The following is a 24576-nucleotide window of genomic DNA, read 5'->3' as shown; positions in this document are numbered from 1 at the left end:
CCCACCATGATCTACGACACCACCCAGGCCTACCCCCGCGACCTTATTGGCTACGGCAAGACCCCGCCCCATGCGCAGTGGCCCGGTAGCGCGCGCATTGCCGTGCAATTCGTCCTGAACTACGAAGAGGGCGGCGAAAACGCGGTGCTGCATGGCGATGCGGGCAGCGAGCAGTTCCTGTCCGAAATGTTCAACCCGGCCAGCTACCCCGAGCGGCACATGAGCATGGAAGGCATTTATGAATACGGGTCGCGCGCTGGCGTGTGGCGCATCCTGCGCGAGTTTGAAAAGCGCCAGCTGCCCCTCACGGTGTTTGGCGTGTCCACGGCCCTGCAACGCCACCCTGACCTCACTGCAGCCTTTGTGGAGCTGGGCCACGAGATTGCCTGCCATGGCCTCAAGTGGATCCACTACCAGCACATCCCCGAAGACATCGAGCGCGCGCACATGGCCGAGGCCATGGCCATCATCGAGCGCCTGACGGGCCCACGAGGAGGCTCGGAAGGCCAGGTGCACGGCCTGGGCTGGTACACCGGCCGCGACAGCCCTAACACCCACCGCCTGGTGGCCGACTACGGCGGCTTTGAATACGACAGCGACTACTACGGCGACGACCTTCCCTTCTGGATGAAGGTGCAAAAGACCGACGGCAGCGTGGTGCCCCAGCTCATCGTGCCCTACACGCTCGATTGCAACGACATGCGCTTTGCGCTACCCCAGGGCTATTCGCACGCCGATCCGTTCTTCCAGTACATGAAGGACACCTTCGATGCGCTGTATGCCGAGGGCGATCCGGCCGGCGACAACGCGCCCAAGATGATGAGCATTGGCATGCACTGCCGCCTGCTGGGCCGCCCGGGCCGCATCACGGCGCTGCAGCGCTTTCTGGACCACATTGCACAGCATGACAAGGTGTGGGTGGCCCGCCGCATCGACATCGCGCGCCACTGGAAGGCCGTGCACCCCTACCCCACCACAAAGGCCTGACGACCATGGCATGGACCCTTGACCAACTGAATGCCGCCACGCCCGCGCAGGCCCTCGAGGCACTGGACGGCGTGTACGAGCATTCCCCCTGGATTGCAGAGCAGGCGCTCACGCAGCGGCCATTCCGCTCGCTGGCACACCTCAAGCACGCCCTGGCCCACGCGGTGCGCACCGCCAGCACCGAGGCGCAGCTGGGCCTGATCCGCGCCCACCCCGAGCTCGCGGGCAAGGCCATGGTGGCGAAAAGCCTCACCGCCGAATCGACCAACGAGCAGTCCAAGGCGGGCCTGACGCAGTGCACGCCCGAAGAATTTGCGCGCATCCAGCAGCTCAATGCCGACTACAACGCACGCTTTGGTTTCCCCTTCATTCTGGCCGTGCGCGGACCGCGCGGCGCGGGGCTGAACAAGCAACAGATCATCGACACCTTTGCGCGGCGGCTCGACAACCACCCGGAGTTCGAGGTGGCAGAGGCCTTGCGCAACATCCACCGCATCGCCGAGATCCGGCTGAACGACAAGTTCGCCGCCGAACCTGTGCTGGGCAATGACGTGTGGGACTGGCATGAAAAGCTGGCCGAACACTCCGACCCCGGCTTTGCCGAAAAGGGCCAGCTCACCGTCACCTACCTCACCGACGCCCACCGGGCCTGCGCCCAGCGCATCAGCCACTGGATGCGCGACTGCGGCTTTGACGAGGTCGAGGTGGACGCCGTGGGCAACGTGGTAGGGCGGTATCGCGCCGCAACGCCCGGGGCGAGGTACCTCATGACGGGCTCGCATTACGACACCGTGCGCAATGGCGGCAAGTATGACGGGCGCCTGGGCATCTTTGTGCCCATGGCTTGCGTGCGCGAACTGCACCGCGCGGGCCGGCGCCTGCCGTTCGGCATCGAGGTGATTGCCTTTGCAGAAGAAGAAGGCCAGCGCTACAAGGCCACCTTTCTGGGTTCGGGCGCGCTCATCGGGCACTTCAACCCGGCCTGGCTGGACCAGAAGGATGCGGACGGCGTGACCATGCGCGCGGCCATGCAGCACGCGGGTCTGTGCATTGACGACATTGCCAAGCTGCAACGCGACCCGGCGCAGTACCTGGGCTTCATTGAAGTCCACATCGAACAGGGCCCGGTGCTCAACGAGCTGGATCTGCCGCTGGGCGTGGTCACCTCCATCAATGGGGGTGTGCGGTTTGTGGGCGAGATGATCGGCACCGCGAGCCACGCAGGCACCACCCCCATGGACCGCCGCCGCGATGCGGCCGTGGCTGTGGCAGAGCTGGCGTTGTACATCGAGCAGCGCGCCGCCCAGGACGGGGACTCAGTGGGCACGATCGGCCTGCTCAACGTGCCCGGCGGCTCCATCAATGTGGTGCCGGGCCGCTGCCAGTTCAGCCTGGACCTGCGTGCGCCCACCGATCCGCAACGGGACGCACTGGTGCGCGATGTGCTGGACCAGCTGGGCCAGATCGCTGCCCGGCGCGGCCTGCGCTACACGCTGGAGGAATCCATGCGCGCCGCCGCCGCCCCCAGCGCCCCGGCCCTGCAGCACCACTGGGAGCGCGCGGTGGACCACCTGGGCGTGCCCGTGTTCCGCATGCCCAGTGGGGCAGGCCACGATGCCATGAAGCTGCACGAAATCATGCCGCAGGCCATGCTGTTTGTGCGCGGAGAAAACTCCGGCATCAGCCACAACCCGCTCGAATCCACCACCAACAACGACATGCAGCTGGCCGTGGACGCCTTCACCCAGGTGCTGCACCAGCTTGCCGAGGAACAACAACCATGACCACCCCGAACCACCACGCCGCGCTGGACGCCTGGATCGACCAGCACTTTGACGAAGAAGTGCGCTTTCTGCAGGCCCTGGTGCGCGTACCCACCGACACGCCCCCCGGCAACAATGCGCCTCATGCGGAGCGCACCGCCGAGCTGCTGAAGGACTTTGGCTACGAGGCCGAAAAGCACGCCGTGCCCGCCGCCGATGTGTTGGCCTACGGCATGGAATCCATCACCAACCTCATCGTGCGCAGACCGTACGGCAGCGGCGGCAGGACCATCGCCCTGAACGCCCACGGTGACGTGGTGCCGCCCGGCGAAGGCTGGACACACGACCCCTATGGCGCCGAGATCGTCGATGGCGCCATGTACGGCCGCGCCACCGCCGTGAGCAAGAGCGACTTTGCGAGCTTCACCTTTGCCGTGCGGGCCTTGGAAGCCGTGGCCAGGCCCACCCAGGGCGCGGTAGAGCTGCACTTCACCTACGACGAAGAGTTTGGCGGCGAACTCGGCCCCGGCTGGCTGCTGCAAAAGGGACTGACAAAGCCCGACCTGATGATTGCCGCCGGCTTCAGCTACGAAGTGGTCACCGCCCACAACGGCTGCCTGCAGATGGAAGTGACGGTGCACGGCAAGATGGCCCATGCCGCCGTGCCCCACACCGGAGTGGATGCCCTGCAGGGCGCCGTGCACATCCTGAACGCGCTGTACGCACAGAACGACGAGTACAAGAAGGTCACGTCCAAGGTCGAGGGGATCAAGCACCCCTACCTGAACGTGGGCCGCATCGAGGGCGGCACCAATACCAACGTCGTACCCGGCAAGGTGATGTTCAAGCTCGACCGCCGCATGATCCCCGAGGAAAACCCGGTGGAGGTTGAAGCCAGCATCCGCCGCGTGATTGAACAGGCTGCAGGTGAGCGCGCCGGTATCAGCGTGGAGATCAAGCGCCTGCTGCTGGCGAATGCGATGACGCCGCTGGCGGGCAACAAGCCCCTGGTCGATGCGATCCAGCAACATGCCCAGGTCGTGATCGGTGAACCGGTCCCCGCCGTGGGCACGCCGCTCTACACCGATGTGCGTCTGTATGTGGAGCGCGGCATTCCCGGCGTGATTTACGGTGCAGGCCCCCGCACGGTCCTCGAATCGCACGCCAAGCGCGCCGACGAGCGCCTGCAGCTCGAAGACCTGCGCCGCGCCACCAAGGTGATTGCACGGACATTGAGCGACTTGCTCGCCTGAGGTCCCACAGGGCAGTAAGTAATGCACGCAGCACATCAGTGCTGCGCTTCAATGTCATGGCGAGATTGCCTCTGGCAGCCCTTTGACCGACCTACACTGGCGCGGGCGCATCCTTCGGCTGGGTGCGCCCGTTGTCATTTCCAGATTCCACACACCAGGAGATATCCCATGAACATTCGTCATACGCTGCTGGCTGGCAGCGTTGTGCTGGCCCTGGCCAGCCTCACGGCCTGCGGCAGCACGCCGCCGGTAGCCACGGCTGCACCCGCGCCCGCAGTGCAGCAGACCGCCTCGGCCCAGGCCGCCAGTGCAGCCTACGACTTCGACATGGATGTGTTCCACCCCGTGGTGGCACGCAATGGCATGGTCGCCTCCGAGCAGGAGCTGGCCTCGCAGATTGGCCTGGACATCCTCAAGGCCGGTGGCAACGCTGTGGATGCGGCCGTGGGCATTGGCTTTGCGCTGGCCGTGGCCCTGCCCAATGCGGGCAACCTGGGTGGTGGCGGCTTCATGATGGTGCACGACGCCAAGACCGGCAAGAGCGTGGCCCTCGACTTCCGCGAAGTGGCGCCATCGAAGGCCACGCGCGACATGTACCTGGACGCCAAGGGCAATGTGGTGGACGGCAAGTCGCTGTACACCCACTATGCCGTGGGCGTTCCCGGCACCGTCGCGGGCATGGAACACGCGCTCAAGAGCTGGGGCACCCTGCCCCTGTCGCGTGTGGTCGCTCCGGCGATTGAACTGGCGGACAAGGGCTTCCCGGTGAGCGAAACGCTCGCCAAGATCCTGCAGCAAGAGAAGAAGAACATGGGCAAGTGGCCCGCCACCCAGGCCATCTTCTGGAAGAACGGCGAGCCGCTCAAGGTGGGCGACGCGCTGGTGCAAAAAGACCTGGCGCAGTCCATGCGCCTGATTGCCCAGCAGGGCGCCAAGGCGTTCTACGAAGGCGAGATCGCCCAGAAGATCGCGGCTGAAATGGCACCCCACGCAGGCGCCTTCACCCTGCAGGACCTGCGCGAATACAAGGTGGCCGAACGCGTCCCCACGCGTGGCACCTACCGTGGCTACGAGATCGTGACCATGCCCCCACCCTCCTCGGGCGGCCCGCACCTGGTGCAGATCCTGAACATGCTGGAGCCCCTGCCCCTGGCCCAGTGGGGCCCCAACAGCGCGCAGACCATCCACCACATGGCCGAGAGCAGCAAGCTGGCATACGCCGACCGCTCCGAATACCTGGGCGACCCGGACTTCGTGAAGATCCCGCTGAAGGGCCTGACCTCCAAGCGCTATGCCGAATCGCTGGCCAAGGGCATCGACCCCAACCGCGCACGCCCGGCCAAGGAGATCAAGCCCGGCCAGCCCCAGCCGTATGAGAGCGACCAGACCACCCACTACTCGGTGGTGGACAAGGCGGGCAACGCCGTGGCCGTGACCTACACGCTGAACACCAACTTCGGCAGCGGCATCGTCGCCAAGGGCACGGGCATCCTGCTCAACAACGAGATGGACGACTTCTCGGCCAAGCCCGGTGTGGCCAATGCCTATGGCCTGGTCGGTGGCGACGCCAACGCAGTGGCCGCCAAGAAGCGCCCCCTGTCGTCGATGACGCCCACCCTGGTGCTCAAGGACGGCAAGCCCACGCTGGTCACTGGAAGCCCTGGCGGCGCGCGCATCATCACCACGGTGCTGCAGACGGTGGTCAACACCATCGACTTCGGCATGAACCCTGCGGAGGCCGCAGCGGCACCCCGCGTGCACCACCAGTGGACACCGGACGAGCTGCGCGTGGAAAAGGGCCTCTCGCCCGACACCATTGCCCTGCTCAAGCAACGCGGCCACAACATCGCGGTCAAGCCTTCGATGGGCCGCACGCAGACCATCCAGATCCGTGGCGGCGCGCTGTACGGCTACTCGGACCCCCGCAACCCCGACGGCAAGACCCTCGGCTACTGATTGCCAGCGCCCGCTTCATGCGGGCGGTCTGTACTTGTCAACATTTGCGAGGCCACGCCCCACAAGGGCGTGGCCTTTTTATTGCCGCCTCTGGCAACCCCATGCGGGCATACCCTCATACCGCCACTCTTCAGACTTGCCTACAGTTCTTGTATGCAAGATTTGCGTTCAAAAAGCTACTGAAGGAGTTGGCATGCCCCGGTTTTTCAAATCCCTTTTTGGTCAGGTGGTGCTGGCCTTGATAGCCGGTGTGGTGGTGGGCCTTGTGTGGCCCGACACTGCCATTGGGCTCAAGCCCCTGGGAGACGGCTTCATCAAGCTCATCAAGATGCTCATCCCGCTCATCGTCTTCTGCGTGGTGGTGCATGGCATTGCAGGCACTGGCGACCTGCAGCGGGTAGGCCGGGTGGGCGTCAAATCGCTGATCTACTTCGAGGTGGTCACCTCCATCGCCCTGGTGCTGGGCCTGGCACTGGCGTTCTGGTTCGAGCCCGGCGTGGGCATGAACGTGGACCCCAAGGCGCTGGACCCCAAAGCCATGGGCGCCTACGCGGAAAACGCCAGCAAGCTCACCGGCGGCGGCTTCACCGACTTCTTGCTCAAGCTCATTCCCACCACCGCCGTGAGCGCGTTTGCCAACGGCGATGTGCTGCAGGTTCTGCTGTTTTCCATCGTTTTTGGCTGCGCCCTGGCATTGATCGGTGAGCGCGGGGCGCGGGTCACCGGCCTGATCGACGACCTGTCGCATGTGCTGTTCAAGACCATGGGCCTGATCATCAAGCTGGCTCCGTTGGGTGTGCTGGGGGCCATCGCCTTCACCGTGGGCAAATACGGCCTGGGTTCCCTCAAGCAGCTGGGCATGCTGGTGGCGCTGTTCTACGCCGCGGTGGTCATCTTCGTCGTGGTGGTGCTGGGCCTCATCATGCGGGTGTCGGGCTTCAGCCTGTTCAAGCTGCTGCGCTATCTGCGCGAGGAACTGGCCGTGGGGTTTGCCACCACGTCGTCCGACAGCGTGCTGCCCCAGATCATGGCCAAGCTCAAGCACATGGGCATCCGCGATTCGACCGTGGGCCTGGTGATCCCCACGGGCTACTCGTTCAACCTGGACGCGTTCTCGATCTACATCACACTGGCCGCCGTGTTCATCGCCCAGGCCACCAACACGCCGATTTCCATGGCCGACCTGCTGACGATCCTGGCGATCTCGCTGGTCACCTCCAAGGGCGCTCACGGCGTGCCCGGCTCGGCCATCGTCGTGCTGGCAGCCACCTTGCAGGCCATCCCCGCCATCCCGGCGATTGGCCTGGTGCTGGTGTTGTCAGTGGACTGGTTCATGGGCATCGCCCGCGCGCTGGGCAACCTCATTGGCAACTGTGTCGCCACCGTGGCCGTGGCAGCCTGGGAAGGCGACATCGACCGCGAACGCGCCCACGCCGTGCTGGATGGTCGCGAGCCACCCTCGCCGCGTGCCTGATCGGGCAAGCCCCGACACAGCACGCGACAATCCGGCCATGAGCATCAACCAGACCCAGATCGCCCAGCAGGTGGTGGAATCCATCCTGGCGCAAAAACTCTCCCCCGGCGAGCGCCTGGGCGAGCAGGAGCTGGCCGATCTGTTCGGCGTGAGCCGCACGCTGGTGCGCGAGGCCCTGATGCAGCTGCAGGCACGGGGCTTTGTGGAAGTGCGCTCGCGCCGGGGCTGGTACGTGGTGGAGCCCTCGGTGGAGGATGCGCGCGACGCGTTCTCCGCCCGGCGCATCATCGAATCAGGCATCCTGGCCGATGCGGGCCGCCCGCTGCAGAGCGTGACCCGCCGCCTGCGTGCGCACATCGCCGACGAACAGCAGGCCATCGAAGGAGCTGACGCTGCCACACGCGCCTTTTTGCTCGCAGACTTCCACGTCTGCCTGGCCGAGGCGATGGGCCACCGCAGCCTGAGCGACATCCTGCGCGACCTCACGGCCCGCACCACCCTGGCGGCATCGCTGTACCAGTCGCAGCACGCGGCCGGCCAGTCTTGTGCGGAGCATGCCGCCATTGTGGAGGCGCTGGAGGCCGGCAACACCACCCTGGCCCGCGAACGCATGCTCGCCCACATTGGCCATGTGGAAGGCGCCCTCAACCCCGGCCAGCCGCTGGTGCGCGACCGCCTGCGCGAGTCGCTGGCACCGCTGACCAGTCAACGCACCAAGGCTGCATCCACGGACCTGGGCTAGCTGACGCCGGACGCGCCCGGCCCCCAAGCTTCCCATCGCCTGCGTCCACAGCCGGCGGGTACTTTGCTGCGCCCCTCTAAGGGTTAACCGGGATAAGCTTGCCCGGTCATTTTGTATACGATTTTTGTATGGACATCTGTGCACCATTCGGCACAGGTTTCCATTCCGTATTCAAAACCCAACCCCCGAAGGACACCCATGAACCCGCCCGTACACCCCGTGGACGAACACCTGCCCCTGGGGCGACTCACGGCGCTGGGCCTGCAGCATGTGCTGGTGATGTATGCGGGTGCCGTGGCAGTGCCGCTCATCGTGGGCCGTGCGCTCAACCTCACGCCCGACCAGGTAGCCAAGCTGATCTCGGCCGACCTGTTTGTGTGCGGGCTGGTCACGCTGATCCAGGCGCTGGGCGCCTCGCGATGGTTTGGCATTCAGCTGCCGGTAATGATGGGGGTGACCTTTGCCTCGGTGGCGCCCATGATCTCGATGGCGCAGACCACCGGCGGCACCGCCGGGGCCGGGCTGATCTTTGGCTCGGTGATTGGCGCGGGGGTGATCTCCATCCTGATCGCGCCACTGGTGAGCCGCATGCTCCGTTTCTTCCCGCCGGTGGTCACCGGCACCATCATTGCGGTCATCGGCATCAGCCTGATGCGCGTGGGCATCAACTGGATCTTTGGCAACCCCGTGGGCCCCACGGCGCCCAGCGTGCCCAACCCCGAGCACCTCAAGTGGCTGGCCGATGCCCAAGCAGCTGCCGGAGCCCCCGGCTCTTCGCTGCCTCCGGTGCCCAAGGGCTTTGCGGTGGTGCCCACGGTGCCCAACCCCAAGTACGCGGACCTGACCGGCGTAGGCATCTCGGCCCTGGTGCTGCTGTCTATCCTGCTGATAGCCAAGTTCGCCAAGGGCTTCATTGCCAACATCTCGGTGCTGTTGGGCATCGTGATCGGCGCAGTGGTGGCCGTGGGCATGGGACTGATGAACTTCGACAAGGTGGCCAAGGCACAGTGGTTTGACCTGGTGCTGCCGTTCGAGATTGCCAGCCCTGTCTTCGACCCCATCCTGATCCTGACCATGACCCTGGTGATGATCGTGGTCATGATCGAATCCACCGGCATGTTCCTGGCCCTGGGGGAGATGACCGACCGCAAGGTGGACCAGGCGGCCCTCACGCGCGGCCTGCGCACCGACGGCCTGGGCACGCTGCTGGGTGGCATCTTCAACACCTTTCCGTACACCAGCTTCTCGCAGAACGTGGGGCTGGTCGCCGTCACCGGCGTCAAGAGCCGCTTTGTGTGCGTGGCCGGCGGCGTGATCCTGATCGTGCTAGGCGTGCTGCCCAAGATGGCCGCGCTGGTCGAGTCGCTGCCCACCATGGTGCTGGGCGGCGCGGGCCTGGTGATGTTCGGCATGGTGGCGGCCACAGGCATCCGCATTCTGGGCGGGGTGGACTTCAAGACCAACCGCTTCAACGCCATGATCGTGGCCGTATCCATCGGCGTGGGCATGGTGCCGCTGATCGCGCCCAACTTCCGCCAGTGGATGCCGCATGCCATCCACCCGCTGATCGAATCCGGTATCCTCCTGGCCTCGATCACGGCGGTGGCCCTGAACGTTTTCTTTAACGGCGCCAGCCGCGACACCTCCGCCGCTGTCAACGCCGCACGCCAGGCCGACGCCCACTAGCGTCCCGCTTGCACGCTGCCGAAAACCTGACACCGCCCGCGTGGCTCCGCCCCCTGTCCGCCATGGCTGCCAGGGGGTTTTGGCTTCATGCTGCATACGCATAAACCTGCATGCCAGCCGCCCACGCCATCGGGTACCCTTGTTTTGCATTCCGCCGAGGACTTCCAGGATTTCCGTATGACACAGAACATTTCCGCCGCCGAACAGGCCCTGCGCGACGCTGCGCGCGAATACCACCGCAATCCCACCCGGGGCAAGATTTCGGTCACCCCCACCAAGCCGCTGTCCAACCAGCGCGACCTGTCGCTGGCCTACTCGCCAGGCGTGGCCTATCCGTGCCTGGACATCGCGGCCGACCCCTCCAAGGCGTTTGACTACACATCGCGCGGCAACCTGGTCGCGGTGATCACCAACGGCACGGCGGTGCTGGGCCTGGGTGACATCGGCCCGCTGGCCAGCAAGCCGGTGATGGAAGGCAAGGGCTGCCTGTTCAAGAAGTTCGCCGGGGTGGACGTGTTCGACATCGAACTGGCCGAACGCGACCCCGACAAGCTCATCGAGATCATCGCGGCGCTGGAGCCCACGCTGGGCGGCATCAACCTCGAAGACATCAAGGCGCCCGAGTGCTTCTACATCGAGCGCGAACTCAGCAAGCGCATGAACATCCCGGTGTTCCATGACGACCAGCACGGCACGGCCATCATCAGCAGCGCGGCGCTGCTCAATGGACTGGAGCTGGTGGGCAAGCAGATCGACCAGGTGAAGATTGCCGTGTCGGGCGCGGGAGCGGCCGCCATTGCCTGCCTGAACGTGATGGTGGGCCTGGGCGTGAAGATCGAGAACGTCTTCGTGTGCGACTCCAAGGGCGTGATCTACGAAGGCCGCCCCGGTGGCTACGACGAGTCCAAGGCGCGCTATGCCCAGAAGACCGACGCGCGCACGCTGGCCGATGCGGTCAACGGCGCCGACGTGTTCCTGGGCTGCTCGGCCCCCGGCGTGCTCACGGCCGAGATGGTCAAGACCATGGGTCCCAAGCCCATCATCCTGGCGCTGGCCAACCCCGAGCCTGAAATCCGCCCAGAACTCGCCAAGGCCATTCGCCCCGACTGCATCATCGCCACGGGCCGCTCGGACTACCCGAACCAGGTCAACAACGTCCTGTGCTTCCCGTACATCTTCCGCGGCGCGCTGGACTGCGGCGCCACCAAGATCACCGAGGCCATGAAGCTGGCCTGCGTGCGCCAGATCGCCGACCTGGCCAAGGCCGACATCAGCGAAGAAGTGGCCAGCGCCTATGCAGGCAAAGAGCTGACCTTTGGCCCTGACTACCTCATCCCCACGCCGTTCGACTCGCGCCTGATCCTCAAGATCGCGCCCGCCGTGGCCAAGGCCGCTGCTGAATCGGGCGTGGCCACGCGCCCCATCGAAGACATGGAGGCCTACAAGGAAACGCTGTCGCGCTTTGTCTACCAGACCGGCATGCTGATGCGCCCCGTGATCAACGCGGCCAAGGCCCTGCCCGATGCACAAAAGCGCGTGGCCTACGCCGACGGTGAAGACGAACGCGCCCTGCGCGCCGCGCAGATGGCCATCGACGACAAGATCGCCACGCCCATCCTCATCGGCCGCCCCGCCGTGATTGCCGCGCGCATCGCCAAGGCCGGCCTGCGCATGCAGCTGGGCAAGGATGTGGAGGTGTGCAACCCCGAGGACGACCCGCGCTTTCGCCAGTACTGGGAGCACTACCAACAGCTCATGAAGCGCAACGGCGCCTCGCCCGAAGTGGCCAAGGCCGCCGTGCGCCGCTCCAACACCATCATCGCCTCGCTGATGGTCAAGCTGGGCGATGCCGACGCCATGATCTGCGGCCTGGTGGGCACGTATGAAACGCACCTGGAGCGCATCCACAGCATTATCGGCCGCCAGGAAGGCGCCAACAACTACGCGGCGCTGAACGCGCTGATGACCAACCGGGGCACGCTGTTCATTGCCGACACCTATGTGAACGAAGACCCCACGGCCCAGCAGCTGGCGGACATCGCCTGGATGTCGGTGCAGGAGGTGCAACGCTTTGGCATCCCACCCAAGGTCGCCTTCCTGTCGCACTCCAGCTATGGCTCGTCCAAGCGCGCATCGGCCCGCAAGATGCGCGAGGCGCGCGACCTGTTCGTGGCCGCCCACCCCGAGATCGAGTGTGATGGCGAGCTGCACGGCGATGCCGCGCTGGAGCCGAACATCCGCAACGCCTACATGGCGGATTCGACCCTGACGGACTCGGCCAACCTGCTGATCTGCCCTAACCTGGATGCTGCCAACATCCTCTACAACGTGCTCAAGACGACCACCAGCGGTGGCGTCACGGTGGGCCCCATCCTGATGGGCGCCGCTGCCACGGCCTACATCCTGACCCCGGCCGCCACCGTGCGCCGCGTGCTCAACATGACGGCCCTGGCCGTGGCCAGCGCTGCCGCCCGGCCACGCTGAGCGCGCTGTGCCGTGCTGACCTGAGCGCAGGCCGTGAGCAGGCCTGCCCACACACCGTTGCAACGGGGCCCTCGGGCCCCGTTTTTCATGGGCAAGCCAACCCCTGGCCCTGCGCATGCACCATTTCGGGAAACCCAGCATGCTGACGCGCACCACTTCGGTGAACAATGGGGCGCAGCAAAGCACCCGCGTACACAAACCGGGCATCGTTTTTGCTGACTGCAGGACCATGGCCCATCAAAGGGGCCAGTGCCTTCCCTCACCGAATTTCCCCTCGCCCGACAGGAGCCCCGAATGAAAAAAAGACTGTTCATGCAAACTGCCGCCGCCCTGGCCCTGATCGGCAGCACCTCGCTGGCCCAGGCGCAGGCCACCACGCCCATCAAGTTCCAGCTCGACTGGCGTTTTGAAGGCCCTGCCGCGCTGTTCCTGCAACCCGTGGCCAAGGGCTACTTCAAGGCCGCAGGCCTGGATGTGACGGTGGACGCAGGCAACGGCTCCGGCGGCGCGGTGCAGCGCGTGGCCTCGGGCACCTACGACATGGGTTTTGCCGATCTGGCCGCCGTGATGGAGTTCCACGCCAACAACCCCGACGCGCAGAACAAGCCCGTGGCGGTGATGGTGGTCTACAACAACACGCCCGCCTCGGTCATGGCGCTGAAAAAGAGCGGCATCGCCAAGCCCGCCGACCTGGCTGGCAAGAAGCTGGGCGCCCCCGTGTTCGACGCAGGCCGCCGCGCGTTTCCCATTTTCCAGAAGGCCAACGGCATCGGCGCCGTGACCTGGACCGCCATGGACCCCCCACTGCGCGAAACCATGCTGGTGCGCGGCGACGTGGACGCCATCACCGGCTTCACCTTCACCTCGCTGCTCAACCTGGAAGCCCGGGGCGCCAAGGCCGCCGATGTGGTGGTGCTGCCCTATGCCGACTTCGGCGTGAAGCTGTACGGCAATGTGATCATCGCATCGCCCAAGCTCATCAAGGAGAACCCGGCCGCGATCAAGGCGTTCCTGTCGGCCTTCACCAAGGGCGCCAAGGAAGTCATTGCCAACCCCGCAGCCTCCATCGAATACGTGAAGGCGCGCGACGGCATCGTGAACGTGCCGCTCGAAACCCGCCGCCTGCAGCTGGCCATCGACACGGTGATCAACAGCGCCGACGCCCGCACCGAAGGCTTTGGCCAGCTCAAGCCCGGACGCCTCTCGCTGATGGCGTCGCAGGTATCGGATGCGTTCAACACCAAGACCCGCGTGAACGCCGACGATGTGTGGAACGCCAGCTTTCTGCCCAGCGCGGCCGAGCTGAACATCCTGCCGAAGAAGTAATTACTATTAATTTGATAGCTGCAAGCGCATGATTCAATAGCGCTTGCGGCCATTCTGAGCATAAAAACTTCCATGCAGGCTGCTGACAACTATTTTGTGGACTTCCGGGACGTCTGGCTCGCCTACAACGACGAGCTGCGCGCCAAGAACCAGTTTGCGGTCGAAGCCATCGACCTGCAGGTACGCCAGGGCGAATTCATCGCCATCGTGGGCCCCTCGGGTTGCGGCAAGTCCACCTTCATGAAGCTGGCCACCGGGTTGAAGATGCCCTCCATGGGCAAGATCCTCATCGACGGGCAGCCGGTGACGGGGCCGCTCAAGGTCTCGGGCATGGCCTTCCAGGCGCCTTCGCTGCTGCCCTGGCGCACCACGGTGGATAACGTGCTGCTGCCGCTCGAAATCGTCGAGCCCTACCGCAGCAACTTCAAGCAAAAACGCAAGGAATACGAAGAGCGCGCCCGCAAGCTGCTGCAAAAGGTGGGGCTGGCGGGCTATGAGGACAAGTTCCCCTGGCAGCTGTCGGGCGGCATGCAGCAGCGCGCCAGCATCTGCCGCGCACTGATCCACGAACCCAAGATGCTGCTGCTGGACGAGCCCTTCGGCGCGCTGGATGCCTTCACGCGCGAGGAGCTGTGGTGCATCCTGCGGGACCTGTGGACCGAGCAGCAGTTCAATGTGATCTTGGTCACGCACGACCTGCGCGAGTCGGTTTTCCTGGCCGACACGGTGTATGTGATGAGCAAGAGCCCCGGCCGGTTTGTGGTGCGCAAAGAGATCGAGCTGCCCCGCCCGCGCGACCTGGAAGTGACTTACACCAAGGAGTTCACCGACATCGTCCACGAACTGCGCGGCCACATCGGCGCACTGCGCAAGGCCGGCGCGCCCATCCAGCAATAACAAGAAAGCGCCTCATCCCATGCACAAGAAAACCGTCGAGCGCTGGTCTCCCTGGCTGCTGCTGACCGCCACCATCCTGCTGTGGCAGATCATCTGTTCGGCCTTCAATGTCTCCGAGTTCATCTTCCCCAGCCCCTGGGCCATTGCCACCCAGCTGGTGGAGTTTGGCGGCGTCATCGCAGGCCACGCCTGGCGCACCTTCTGGGTCACCATGGCCGGGTTTGGCATCGCCATCGTCGTGGGGGTGCTGCTGGGCTTTGTGATCGGCTCTTCGCGCCTGGCCTACGCCGCCGTGTACCCGCTGATGACGGCCTTCAACGCACTGCCCAAGGCCGCCTTTGTGCCCATTCTGGTGGTGTGGTTCGGCATTGGCGTGGGCCCGGCCATCCTCACGGCGTTCCTCATCAGCTTCTTCCCCATCATGGTCAACATCGCCACCGGCCTCGCCACGCTGGAGCCCGAGCTGGAAGACGTGCTGCGCGTGCTGGGCGCCAAGCGCTGGGACGTGCTGACCAAGGTGGGCCTGCCGCGCTCCATGCCGTACTTCTACGGCTCGCTCAAGGTCGCCATCACGCTGGCCTTTGTCGGTACCACGGTGTCGGAGATGACCGCTGCCAACGAAGGCATTGGCTACCTCCTGATCAGCGCGGGCTCGTCCATGCAGATGGGCCTGGCCTTTGCGGGCCTGATGGTGGTGGGCGCCATGGCCATGGTGATGTACGAGCTGTTCAGCTGGATCGAAAAACGCACCACGGGTTGGGCGCACCGGGGTTCTCAAGGTGAATAACCCGACGGCGTTGAGCGAAGCCCAGGCAGCCACGCTGCTGCGCCGCGCCAACGCCGTGGCCCAGCGCGCCAAGGACATGGGCCGCCATCCCTTCGGCGCGCTGCTGGTTGCGCCCGATGGCGAGACCGTGCTGGCCGAGCAGGGCAACATCGACACCGTGAACCATGCCGAGAACACGCTGGCCCGCACGGCGGCGGCCAACTATCCCGGCGCTTATCTCGCCCGGTGCACGCTGGTCACCACCTTCGAGCCCTGCGCCATGTGTGCAGGCACCATCTACTGGGCGGGCATCGGCCGCGTGCTGTATGGCGTCGAAGAAGCCGCCCTGCTCGCCCTGACGGGCGACCACCCCGAGAACCCCACGCTGGCCCTGCCTTGCCGCACGGTGTTTGCGAGCGGCCAGCGCCCCACCGAGGTGCTGGGCCCGGTGCCCGCACTGCAGGACGAGATCACGGCCCTGCATCGCGATTTCTGGCGGTAGTTGGCTCTGGCGCTTGTATGCCAAGCGCAAGCAGCTCCTCTTTCAGGAGCAAAAGACACCACCAACTGGTGACTCGACACCCTGCCGCTATACTGCCCGCCCCGTTTGGACGACAGCAGGATCACCCGGCATGCGCTTGACCATTCTTTTGCGCCTTCTGGCCCTTGGGGCCGCAGCAGGTCTGGCCGCATGCGGCGGCACGGCCCCGACCCAGCCCGCGGCGGGCGACGCGCCACCTGCCACTACGACCACATCCACCACTCCCCCCATCCGCATTGGCATCGCCCTGGGCGGTGGCGCGGCCAAAGGCTTTGCGCACATCGGCGTGATCAAGATGCTGGAGGCCAATGGCCTGGCGCCCGCCGTGGTCTCGGGCACCAGCGCCGGCAGTGTGGTCGGCGCGCTGTATGCCAGTGGCATGAACGCGTTTGAGATGCAGGAAAAGGCCGTGGCGCTGGACGAAGCCAAGATCCGTGACCTGCAGCTGTCGTCCGGCGGGTTGGTGCTGGGCCAGAAGCTTGAAGACTATGTGAACGAGCAGGTGCGCCGCAAGCCGCTGGAACAGATGGCCAAGCCCTTCGTCGTGGTGGCCACGCGGCTGGAAGACGGCGAGCGCACGGTGTTTGCACGCGGCAACACGGGCCAGGCCGTGCGCGCATCCAGCAGCGTGCCCGGTGTGTTCCAGCCCGTCACCATCGGCAAATACCATTTTGTGGATGGCGGCATCGTGAGCCCTGTGCCTGTGGATGCCGCACGCCAGCTGGGCGCCGACATCGTGATCGCGGTGGACATCTCCAACAAGGCCCGGGGCCAGACGCCGGGCAACATGCTGGGTGCGCTGAACCAGTCGATTGCCATCATGGGCCAGAAGCTGGGCCAGGCCGAGCTGGCGCGGGCCGACGTGATCATCCGCCCGCAGGTGCTGGACATTGGCGCCGCCGACTTCAGCCAGCGCGCCAATGCCATCGTGGAAGGCGAGAAGGCCGCGCTGGCCGTGATGCCGCAAATCCGCGAGCGTGTGGCCCAGCTCCAGGCCGAGCGCAGCAAGGCGGCGGCGCAGGCCCAGCAGAAGGCGGCCGAGGCGCAGTACCAGGCCTGCCTGGACAACCGCAGCCGGCTGCAGAAGCTGGCGGGCCTCGCCAAACTGGACGACTCCTGCCCGGCGCCCAAGTAGCGCGGCAAACAAACGATTCCGGCACAGTGCCCTTCGGGTAAAGTCAACTGCGCCCCGGCCTGCCAGCACATCCCGGCACAGACTTCACGCCCCACTGCCCGCCCTACCCATGTCTTCGCCGTTCTCCGCCGTCAAACCCAGCGCCAAGCTCTCCGACCAGGTGGCCAGCGCGCTGGAGGCCGAGATCCGCGCGGGCCGCATCCAGGCGTCCGACAAGCTGCCCACCGAGGCGGTGCTGGCGCAGCAGTTCCAGGTGAGCCGCACAGTGGTGCGCGAGGCCATCTCGCGCCTCAAGTCGCTGGGGCTGGTGGACTCGCGCCAGGGCAGCGGCGTGTATGTGCTGGCTCCGGGCATCGAGCCGCTGCAGTTCGATGTACCCCTGGCCGCATCGCGCGAGGCGGTGATGCAGATCGTGGAGGTAAGGCGTGCGCTGGAGGCCGAGGTGGCCGAGCTGGCGGCCCTGCGGCGCACCGATGCAGACATGGCCGCCATACGCGCCGCCATGCAGCACATCGCCGACGCCGTGCGTGCAGGCCGCGACGGGGTGGAAGAAGATGTGCTGTTCCACCGCGCCATCGCCCGGGCGGCAGGCAACCCGTTCATGATCAGCACGCTGGACTATCTGGCGCAGTTCCTCAAGGGCGCCACCCGCGTGACCCGTGCCAACGAAGCGCGTCGCACCGACTTTGCCGATGCGGTGACCCACGAGCACACCCACATCGTGCGCGCCATCGAGGCGGGCGACCCGGTGGCAGCGCGGGCGGCTGCCGCGCAGCACATGAAGAACGCACTGGCCCGCATCGAGCAGGCCGACCTCACGTTCTGGGCCCAGGACGGCGCTCGGCTGGCCCAGCCGCTGGTGGCGGCATCCATACCGCTGGTGTTCTGAGCCACGTCCCAAACCTGTGCGCCGGGCTTGCGTCCCAACACATCGGTGATTTGCTACATATTTGGTAGCTACTCAGGCATATCGCACTAGCGCTTGAGCACCAAAACGCCTCAAAACCGCTTCCCCCTCCATGCCCACGCACTGGCAGACGCGGGTTAACCCGTAGCAGTGCCGTGCGCGATAATTTGTATGATAACCATATAAACATACCAACCAAGGTGCAGATGAAAACCCCTGCAAGGCCGTTTTGAGCGGCTCCAGCCTGGGTCAGCCCCTTCCATCCCGGAGATATCTCGTTCATGTCCACCCTCGCACTTCTCGGCATCGGCGCCGGCAGCATTGGCCTGCTCCTGTTGCTCATCATCCGCTGGCAGGTCCACGCCTTCGTGGCGATGATGCTGGTGAGCTTTCTGGTGGCGTTTGCCACGCAGATGCCCATTGGCGACATCATCAGCACGCTGATTGCGGGCATGGGCGGCACGCTGGGTTCGGTCGCCATCCTGGTGGCGCTGGGCTCCATGCTGGGGCGCATGATCGAGGTCTCGGGCGGTGCGGCCAGCCTGGCCAACCGCTTCACACAGCTGCTGGGTCCCACACGGGTGCCCATGGCGCTCACGGCCGCCGCGCTGGTGCTGGCCATCCCGGTGTTTTTTGACGTGGGCTTCATCATCCTGGTGCCCATCGTCTATGGCTTTTGCAAGGCAGCGGGCGTCAACCCCATCAAGTTCGGCCTGCCCGTGGCGGGCATCATGCTGGCCGCGCACGTGGTGGTGCCGCCGCACCCCGGCATCGTGGGTGGGGCAGCCATCGTCAAGGGCGACATTGGCTGGATCACCATCATTGGCCTGGCCATCTGCATCCCGCTCGCAGCGCTGTCGCAGGTCGTGTCGGGCTGGCTCAACCGCAAGGGCTACCCCCTGCTGCCCACCACGGCCGAGCAGTTTGCGGCCTTTGGCAGCAGCCAAGAAGGCGCGGACTCCAAGGCCCCCAAGGCTGCCGCTGCCCCCGGCGTGGGCACCATCATGGCGCTCATCCTGATCCCGCTGGCCCTCATCATGGCCGGCACCACCGGTGCCACGCTGCTGCCCAAGGGCGACAGCCTGCGCAATGTATTGGGCTTCATCGGCTCGCCCATCTTTGCGCTGATGGTGGCCGTGGGCCTGGCGATGTTTCTGCTGGGCCGCAACCAGGGCTGGAACCGTGAGCGCACCAACGCCATCATGGAATCTGCCCTGCCCCCTGCCGCCACCGTGATCCTGGTGACGGGTGCGGGTGGCGTGTTTGCCAAGGTGCTCACGGCCAGCGGCATTGGCGCTGCGCTGTCGCAAAGCCTCACCGCTACTCACCTGCCGCTCATCCTGCTGGCGTTCATCATCTCTCTGGCCCTGCGCGCCGCCCAGGGCTCGGCCACCGTGGCCATCATCACCACCTGCGGCCTGCTGGCCGATGCGATGGCGGGTGGCGGGTATTCCCCCTTGCAAGTGGCGCTGCTCACGGTTGCCATCGGCTTTGGCAGCCTGGGCCTGTCACACGTCAACGATTCGGGCTTCTGGATCGTGACCCGCTACCTGGGCCTGAGCGTGGGCGATGGCCTGCGCACCTGGACCGTGCTGACCACCGTGCTGGGCCTGGCGGGTTTTGCACTCACGGCTTTGCTTTGGTTGCTGGTGGCCTGAACGCCCCCTTTTTGAATTTCTTTGAAGGACTGACAACATGACACAACCCACCGTCGGCATCATCGGCCTGGGCGCCATGGGCGCTGGCATTGCCAAGACTCTGCGCAACAACGGTTTCACCATCCACGTGTGCGACGTGCGCCCCGGCGTGGCCGAGGCCTTTGTGGCAGACGGTGGCACGGCCCACGCCACCACTGCTGCGCTGGCGGCGGTGAGTGATGTGGTGGTGTCGGTGGTGGTCAACGCCGCGCAGACCGAGAGCGTGCTGTTTGGCGACGATGGTAAAAGCGGTGCGGCCAGCACCTCGCGCCCCGGCAGCACCTTTGTGATGTGCTCCACCGTGGACCCCAACTGGTCCGTGGCGATGGAAGCGCGCCTGAACGCCCTGGGCCTGCACTATGTGGACGCCCCCATCTCCGGCGGCGCAGCCAAGGCTGCCTCGGGCCAGATGACCATGATGACCTCGGCCAAGCCCGAGGCCTATGCCGCTGCAGGCGCGGTGCTCGACGGCATGGCTGGCAAGGTGTACCGCCTGGGTGACAAGGCGGGCGCGGGCAGCAAGGTCAAGATCATCAACCAGTTGCTGGCCGGTGTGCACATTGCCGTGGCCGCCGAAGCCATGGCCCTGGGCCTGCGCGAAGGCGTGGAGGCCAGCGCCTTGTATGAAGTGATCACGAACAGCGCGGGCAACAGCTGGATGTTTGAAAACCGCATGGCACATGTGCTGGCGGGCGACTACACACCGCTTTCAGCCGTCGATATTTTTGTGAAGGACCTGGGCCTGGTGCTGGACACCGCACGCGCCAGCAAATTCCCCCTGCCTCTGGCGGCCACCGCGCACCAGATGTTCATGCAGGCATCCACCGCAGGCTTTGCCAAGGAAGATGACAGTGCCGTGATCAAGATCTTCCCTGGCATCACGTTGCCCGAAGGAAAGGAGAAGGCATGACACGCGCGTTGCTGGGCTGCATTGCCGACGACTTCACGGGCGCGACCGACCTGGCCAACAACCTCGTGCGCGCAGGCATGCGCGTGGTGCAGGCCATGGGCGTGCCCACGGCCCCGCTGGATGCGGAGGCCGATGCCATCGTGGTGGCACTCAAGTCGCGCACCGTTCCCAAAGACGAAGCCATCGCCCAGTCGCTGGCCGCACTGCAGTGGCTCAAGGCGCAGGGCACCGAGCAGATCTACTTCAAATACTGCTCCACCTTTGACAGCACGGCCGAAGGCAACATTGGCCCCGTGACCGATGCGCTGATGCAGGCCCTGGGCACCGACTTCACCATCGCCACGCCCGCCTTCCCCGACAACAAGCGCACCGTGTTCAAGGGCTATCTGTTTGTGGGCGACGTGTTGCTGAACGAGAGCGGCATGCAGAACCACCCGCTCACGCCCATGACCGACCCCAACCTGGTGCGCGTGCTGCAAGCGCAGACACCCAGCCGCGTGGGTCTGATCGACCACAGTGTGGTCGCACAGGGCGAGGCTGCCATCCGCGCACGCATCGACCAACTCAAGGCCGAGGGCGTGCGCATGGCCGTGGTCGATGCGGTGTCGAACGCCGACCTGATGCGCCTGGGCCCTGCCCTCAAGGGCATGCCGCTGGTCACAGCGGGCTCGGGCGTGGCCATTGGCCTGCCGGGCAACTTTGGCGTAGCCTCCAGCAACGAGGCAGCCCGCCTGCCCGCCGCGCAAGGGCTGCAGGCCATCGTGTCGGGCAGCTGCTCGGTGGCGACCAACCAGCAGGTCATGGATTTCATCAAAGCGGGCCAACCCGCTCTGGCCATCGACCCACTGCGCATTGCCGCAGGCGTGGACGTGGCCGCCGAAGCGCTGGCCTGGGCCGAAGGCCACCTCGGCAAAGGCCCGGTGCTGGTGTATTCCACCGCCGAGCCATCGGCCGTGCGCGCCATTCAGGGCAAGCTGGGTTCTGAAAAAGCCGGTGCCATGGTGGAAGACACCATTGCCGCCATTGCACGCGGCCTGGTGCAGCGCGGTGTGCGCCAGCTCATCGTGGCGGGTGGCGAAACCTCGGGTGCCTGTGTGCAGGCCCTGGGCATCACGCAAATGCGCATTGGCGCGCAGATCGACCCCGGCGTGCCGTGGTGCCATGCCGTGGCGCCCGACGCCAAGGACGGGCTGCACATCACGCTGAAGTCGGGCAATTTCGGTAGCACCGACTTCTTCACCAAGGCTTTTGCACAATTGCTGGCATGACCGCTACCCCCGCCTTCATGGATGAGCCCCAAGCCCGCGACGAAATATGCCGCGTGGGCCGCAGCCTGTTTGAGCGGGGCTATGTGCACGCCACCGCCGGCAACATCAGCGTGCGCCTGGCCGATGGCTACCTCATCACCCCCACCGATGCCTGCCTGGGCACGCTGCAGCCCGAGCGGCTGGCGCACCTGGACGCACAAGGCCAGCAGGTGGCAGGCGACCGGGCCAGCAAGACCATTGCCTTACATCGGCAGATTTACGAGGCCTCGGCATCGACTGCGGCTCCTGCGCGCTGCGTGATCCACACCCACAGCACGCATCTGGTGGCCTGCTCGCTACAAGCCGACACCGCCGCAGGTGGGCAACTGGCACCGGATGCGCAATTGCTGCCTCCCATCACGCCCTACTTCGTCATGAAGGTAGGCCGCGTGCCGCACATTCCCTACCACCGCCCTGGCGACCCGGCTGCGGCAGCGCTGGTGGCGCAGACCATTGGCCGCTATGCCGCACAGGGCAGTCCGGTGCGCGCCGTGATGCTGGCGCGCCTGGGACCCAACGTGTGGCACGACACGCCTGCCGCCGCCATGGCCGTGCTGGAAGAGCTGGAAGAAACCGCACGCCTGTGGATGCTGTGCCAGCCCCGCCCCACGCCGCTGACCGAGCCCCAGATTGAAGAGCTGCGCCAGAGCTTTGGTGCCCACTGGTAACGGGCGGGCTGCGCCCATGGCGCGGGGGACGAAAGAACACACACAAGGAGACAAACCATGACCCTTTCTTTCTGGCGCAAAGCCTTTGCTCCCATGCTGCTGGGCGTGCTGGCCACGGACGGTGCATCGGCTGCGGACTACCCCGCCCCCAAGCACGGCGAGTGGGTCGTCAAGGATTTCCGCTTCCACGCCGGCCAGACCCTGCCCGAACTCAAGCTGGCCTACTCCACCGTGGGCGATCCCACAGGTGAGCCGGCGCTGGTGCTGCATGGCACCAATGGCTCGGCAGAGAGCATGCTCACGCCCGGCTTTGCAGGCACGCTTTTTGGCCCCGGCCAACCGCTGGATGCGCGCAAGTACTTCATCATCCTGCCGGACGCCATCGGCACCGGCCGCTCCAGCAAGCCGTCAGACGGCCTGCGCGCCGCCTTTCCGACCTACAACTACGACGACATGGTGCAGGCGCAGTACCGCCTGCTGACAGAGCACCTGGGCGTGCGCCATGTGCGCGCCATCATCGGCAACTCCATGGGCGGCATGCACACGTGGGTGTGGGCCCAGCGCCACCCCGACTTCATGGACATTGCCGTACCCATGGCCTCGCTGCCCGCCGCCATGTCAGGCCGCAACTGGATGATGCGCCGCCTGCTGGTCGATGCCATCCGCAACGACCCCGAATGGCAAGGCGGCAACTACACCCGCCAGCCCCGCAGCCTGCAGTTTGCATCGGTGTTCTTTGGCACGGGCACCAACGGGGGCAACCAGGGCCTGCAAAAGCTGGCCCCCAACCGCGCTGCGGCCGACGCGCTGGTGGAGCAACGCCTCAAAGCGCCTTTCCGTGGCGATGCCAACGACCACATCTACCAGTGGGAGGCATCACGCGACTACGACCCCGAGCCCGGGCTGGAACGCATCACCGCGCGCGTGCTGGCCATCAACTCAGCAGACGATGAGCGCAACCCACCCGAGCTGGGCGTGCTGGACAAAGCCATCGCCCGCATCCCGCACGCACAGGCCTACGTGATCCCTGCCAGCGCCGACACCCTTGGCCACAGCACGGTGGGCCTGGCGCGCTTTTACCAAGACCGGCTGGCGCAGGTGCTCACCAGCGCACCGCGCCGCTGACCCGTACTTTTCAGGAACCCTTTTCATGCCCCGCTTTGCCGCCAACCTGTCCATGCTCTACAACGACGTGGACTTTCTCGACCGTTTTGCCGCAGCTGCCCGCGATGGCTTCCAGGCGGTGGAGTACCTTTTTCCCTACGCCTACTCTGCGCAAGAACTGTCCGCGCGCCTGCAAGCCACCGGCCTGCAGCAAGTGCTGTTCAACGCCCCGCCCGGCAACTGGGACGCGGGCGAACGCGGGCTGGCCTGCCTGCCCGGGCGCGAGGCCGAGTTCCGCGAAGGCATTGCCAAAGCGGTTGAATACGCCCAGGCACTGCAATGCCCCCGCATCCACGTGATGGCCGGGCTGGTGCCCCAAGGGGCCGATGCAGCCACCGTGCGCGCCACCTACATCGCCAACGTGCGCTACGCTGCCGAACAAGCCGCGCCGCACGGTATCCAGATCCTGCTGGAACCTATCAATGGCCGCGACATGCCGGGCTTCTTCCTGAGCCGCCAGGACCAGGCCCATGCGCTGATCGCCGAGATCGGCGCCGCCAACGTGAAGGTGCAGATGGACCTGTACCACTGCCAGATCGTGGAAGGCGACCTGGCCATGAAGGTGCGCCAGTACCTGCCCACAGGCAACGTCGGCCACTTCCAGATTGCCGGTGTGCCTGAGCGCCACGAACCCGATGTGGGCGAGATCAACTACACCTATCTGTTCAAGCTGTTGGACAGCCTGGACTACGACGGCTGGATTGGCTGCGAATACCGCCCCGCGCGCGGTGCCGCCGCCCACGCCACCAGCGACGGGCTGGGCTGGCTCAAGCCCTGGCTGTAAAGACCTACCTCGCACCACAGTTGCCGTTGCACGCCTGACGCTGGTGCAGCGCGCACCATGGCGCGGCACGCGGGGGCGTTCGGGCATGGTTTCTCCTTGAGTTGGCATGGCACAGATCCTGCAAATACG

The 24576-nt window shown here is 65.7% G+C and carries 20 protein-coding genes; all 20 read left to right on the top strand.

The features are described from left to right. Positions 1-6 precede the first annotated feature (6 nt). The 20 genes from puuE to otnI all read left to right on the top strand — a co-directional run bounded on the left by puuE (position 7) and on the right by otnI (position 24447). Positions 7-987 carry an allantoinase PuuE gene (gene puuE / locus ASC83_RS08735; RefSeq protein ID WP_056060762.1) on the top strand — a complete coding sequence of 327 codons (981 nt, stop codon included), beginning with the start codon at positions 7-9 and terminating at the stop codon, positions 985-987. A gap of 5 nt (positions 988-992) precedes the next feature. Then, the gene (gene uraD / locus ASC83_RS08730; RefSeq protein ID WP_056060758.1) at positions 993-2771 is read left to right on the top strand and encodes a 2-oxo-4-hydroxy-4-carboxy-5-ureidoimidazoline decarboxylase; all 1779 of its coding nucleotides are present in this window, start codon (positions 993-995) and stop codon (positions 2769-2771) included. Further along, a complete protein-coding gene (locus ASC83_RS08725; protein ID WP_056060755.1) occupies positions 2768-4003 on the top strand; it encodes an ArgE/DapE family deacylase in 1236 nt (411 codons plus the stop codon). Before uraD ends, ASC83_RS08725 begins: the two co-directional genes overlap by 4 nt. 168 nt (positions 4004-4171) lie before the next feature. Further along, a complete protein-coding gene (gene ggt, locus ASC83_RS08720; RefSeq protein WP_056060752.1) occupies positions 4172-5959 on the top strand; it encodes a gamma-glutamyltransferase in 1788 nt (595 codons plus the stop codon). Between the two features lie 193 nt (positions 5960-6152). Continuing rightward, on the top strand, positions 6153-7433 hold the full coding sequence (locus ASC83_RS08715) for a C4-dicarboxylate transporter DctA (RefSeq protein WP_056060749.1): 1281 nt from the start codon (positions 6153-6155) through the stop codon (positions 7431-7433). A 37-nt stretch (positions 7434-7470) separates the two neighbouring features. Further along, positions 7471-8175, top strand: coding sequence for a GntR family transcriptional regulator (locus ASC83_RS08710; protein WP_056060747.1), 705 nt, complete (start codon positions 7471-7473; stop codon positions 8173-8175). A gap of 198 nt (positions 8176-8373) precedes the next feature. After that, complete coding sequence (locus tag ASC83_RS08705) at positions 8374-9861, top strand: nucleobase:cation symporter-2 family protein (protein ID WP_056060744.1); 1488 nt, start codon at positions 8374-8376, stop codon at positions 9859-9861. Positions 9862-10038: 177 nt separating this feature from the next. After that, the gene (locus ASC83_RS08700; protein WP_056060741.1) at positions 10039-12345 is read left to right on the top strand and encodes an NADP-dependent malic enzyme; all 2307 of its coding nucleotides are present in this window, start codon (positions 10039-10041) and stop codon (positions 12343-12345) included. Positions 12346-12639: 294 nt separating this feature from the next. Beyond that, on the top strand, positions 12640-13671 hold the full coding sequence (locus ASC83_RS08695) for an ABC transporter substrate-binding protein (RefSeq protein ID WP_056060738.1): 1032 nt from the start codon (positions 12640-12642) through the stop codon (positions 13669-13671). Between the two features lie 72 nt (positions 13672-13743). Then, the gene (locus tag ASC83_RS08690) at positions 13744-14568 is read left to right on the top strand and encodes an ABC transporter ATP-binding protein (RefSeq protein ID WP_056060735.1); all 825 of its coding nucleotides are present in this window, start codon (positions 13744-13746) and stop codon (positions 14566-14568) included. A gap of 19 nt (positions 14569-14587) precedes the next feature. Further along, the gene (locus ASC83_RS08685) at positions 14588-15355 is read left to right on the top strand and encodes an ABC transporter permease (RefSeq protein ID WP_056060732.1); all 768 of its coding nucleotides are present in this window, start codon (positions 14588-14590) and stop codon (positions 15353-15355) included. Next, a complete protein-coding gene (locus ASC83_RS08680; RefSeq protein WP_082522389.1) occupies positions 15348-15836 on the top strand; it encodes a nucleoside deaminase in 489 nt (162 codons plus the stop codon). Before ASC83_RS08685 ends, ASC83_RS08680 begins: the two co-directional genes overlap by 8 nt. A 130-nt stretch (positions 15837-15966) precedes the next feature. Further along, positions 15967-17010, top strand: a complete 1044-nt coding sequence (locus tag ASC83_RS08675) for a patatin-like phospholipase family protein (protein WP_056060726.1) — start codon at positions 15967-15969, stop codon at positions 17008-17010. Positions 17011-17119: 109 nt separating this feature from the next. After that, entirely contained in the window at positions 17120-17899 is a 780-nt protein-coding gene (locus ASC83_RS08670; protein ID WP_056060723.1) for a FadR/GntR family transcriptional regulator, read from the top strand. Between the two features lie 299 nt (positions 17900-18198). Next, positions 18199-19575 (top strand): GntP family transporter, encoded by a 1377-nt coding sequence (locus tag ASC83_RS08665; RefSeq protein ID WP_056060720.1) that lies wholly within the window; start codon positions 18199-18201, stop codon positions 19573-19575. 37 nt (positions 19576-19612) lie between these two features. Continuing rightward, positions 19613-20524 carry an L-threonate dehydrogenase gene (gene ltnD, locus ASC83_RS08660; RefSeq protein WP_056060717.1) on the top strand — a complete coding sequence of 304 codons (912 nt, stop codon included), beginning with the start codon at positions 19613-19615 and terminating at the stop codon, positions 20522-20524. Then, a complete protein-coding gene (otnK, locus tag ASC83_RS08655; protein WP_056060714.1) occupies positions 20521-21792 on the top strand; it encodes a 3-oxo-tetronate kinase in 1272 nt (423 codons plus the stop codon). The genes ltnD and otnK overlap by 4 nt, the downstream gene beginning before the upstream one ends. Positions 21793-21809: 17 nt before the next feature. Next, positions 21810-22499, top strand: a complete 690-nt coding sequence (locus ASC83_RS08650; RefSeq protein WP_056062063.1) for an aldolase — start codon at positions 21810-21812, stop codon at positions 22497-22499. 57 nt (positions 22500-22556) lie between these two features. Beyond that, positions 22557-23624: an alpha/beta fold hydrolase gene (locus ASC83_RS08645; RefSeq protein WP_056060712.1), complete on the top strand. Its 1068-nt coding sequence runs from the start codon at positions 22557-22559 to the stop codon at positions 23622-23624. Between the two features lie 25 nt (positions 23625-23649). Then, the gene (otnI, locus tag ASC83_RS08640) at positions 23650-24447 is read left to right on the top strand and encodes a 2-oxo-tetronate isomerase (protein ID WP_056060709.1); all 798 of its coding nucleotides are present in this window, start codon (positions 23650-23652) and stop codon (positions 24445-24447) included. Positions 24448-24576: the final 129 nt, after the last annotated feature.

Source organism: Acidovorax sp. Root402 (assembly GCF_001425125.1).
GTDB classification, from domain to species: Bacteria; Pseudomonadota; Gammaproteobacteria; order Burkholderiales; family Burkholderiaceae_C; genus Acidovorax; species Acidovorax delafieldii.
The sequence above is the reverse complement of the archived record's forward strand: the minus strand, read 5'-3'. Positions and strand labels throughout refer to the sequence as shown.

Bases quoted from the DNA above. Each gene is read 5' to 3' on its own strand.
- ASC83_RS08700 (WP_056060741.1), top strand. From the start codon at position 10,039: ATGACACAGAACATTTCCGCCGCCGAACAGGCCCTGCGCGACGCTGCG.
- ASC83_RS08690 (WP_056060735.1), top strand. From the start codon at position 13,744: ATGCAGGCTGCTGACAACTATTTTGTGGACTTCCGGGACGTCTGGCTC.
- ASC83_RS08645 (WP_056060712.1), top strand. From the start codon at position 22,557: ATGACCCTTTCTTTCTGGCGCAAAGCCTTTGCTCCCATGCTGCTGGGC.
- ltnD (WP_056060717.1), top strand. From the start codon at position 19,613: ATGACACAACCCACCGTCGGCATCATCGGCCTGGGCGCCATGGGCGCT.
- ASC83_RS08705 (WP_056060744.1), top strand. From the start codon at position 8,374: ATGAACCCGCCCGTACACCCCGTGGACGAACACCTGCCCCTGGGGCGA.
- puuE (WP_056060762.1), top strand. From the start codon at position 7: ATGATCTACGACACCACCCAGGCCTACCCCCGCGACCTTATTGGCTAC.
- ASC83_RS08710 (WP_056060747.1), top strand. From the start codon at position 7,471: ATGAGCATCAACCAGACCCAGATCGCCCAGCAGGTGGTGGAATCCATC.
- ASC83_RS08725 (WP_056060755.1), top strand. From the start codon at position 2,768: ATGACCACCCCGAACCACCACGCCGCGCTGGACGCCTGGATCGACCAG.
- ggt (WP_056060752.1), top strand. From the start codon at position 4,172: ATGAACATTCGTCATACGCTGCTGGCTGGCAGCGTTGTGCTGGCCCTG.
- uraD (WP_056060758.1), top strand. From the start codon at position 993: ATGGCATGGACCCTTGACCAACTGAATGCCGCCACGCCCGCGCAGGCC.
- otnI (WP_056060709.1), top strand. From the start codon at position 23,650: ATGCCCCGCTTTGCCGCCAACCTGTCCATGCTCTACAACGACGTGGAC.
- ASC83_RS08675 (WP_056060726.1), top strand. From the start codon at position 15,967: ATGCGCTTGACCATTCTTTTGCGCCTTCTGGCCCTTGGGGCCGCAGCA.
- ASC83_RS08665 (WP_056060720.1), top strand. From the start codon at position 18,199: ATGTCCACCCTCGCACTTCTCGGCATCGGCGCCGGCAGCATTGGCCTG.
- ASC83_RS08715 (WP_056060749.1), top strand. From the start codon at position 6,153: ATGCCCCGGTTTTTCAAATCCCTTTTTGGTCAGGTGGTGCTGGCCTTG.
- ASC83_RS08685 (WP_056060732.1), top strand. From the start codon at position 14,588: ATGCACAAGAAAACCGTCGAGCGCTGGTCTCCCTGGCTGCTGCTGACC.
- ASC83_RS08650 (WP_056062063.1), top strand. From the start codon at position 21,810: ATGGATGAGCCCCAAGCCCGCGACGAAATATGCCGCGTGGGCCGCAGC.
- otnK (WP_056060714.1), top strand. From the start codon at position 20,521: ATGACACGCGCGTTGCTGGGCTGCATTGCCGACGACTTCACGGGCGCG.
- ASC83_RS08695 (WP_056060738.1), top strand. From the start codon at position 12,640: ATGAAAAAAAGACTGTTCATGCAAACTGCCGCCGCCCTGGCCCTGATC.
- ASC83_RS08670 (WP_056060723.1), top strand. From the start codon at position 17,120: ATGTCTTCGCCGTTCTCCGCCGTCAAACCCAGCGCCAAGCTCTCCGAC.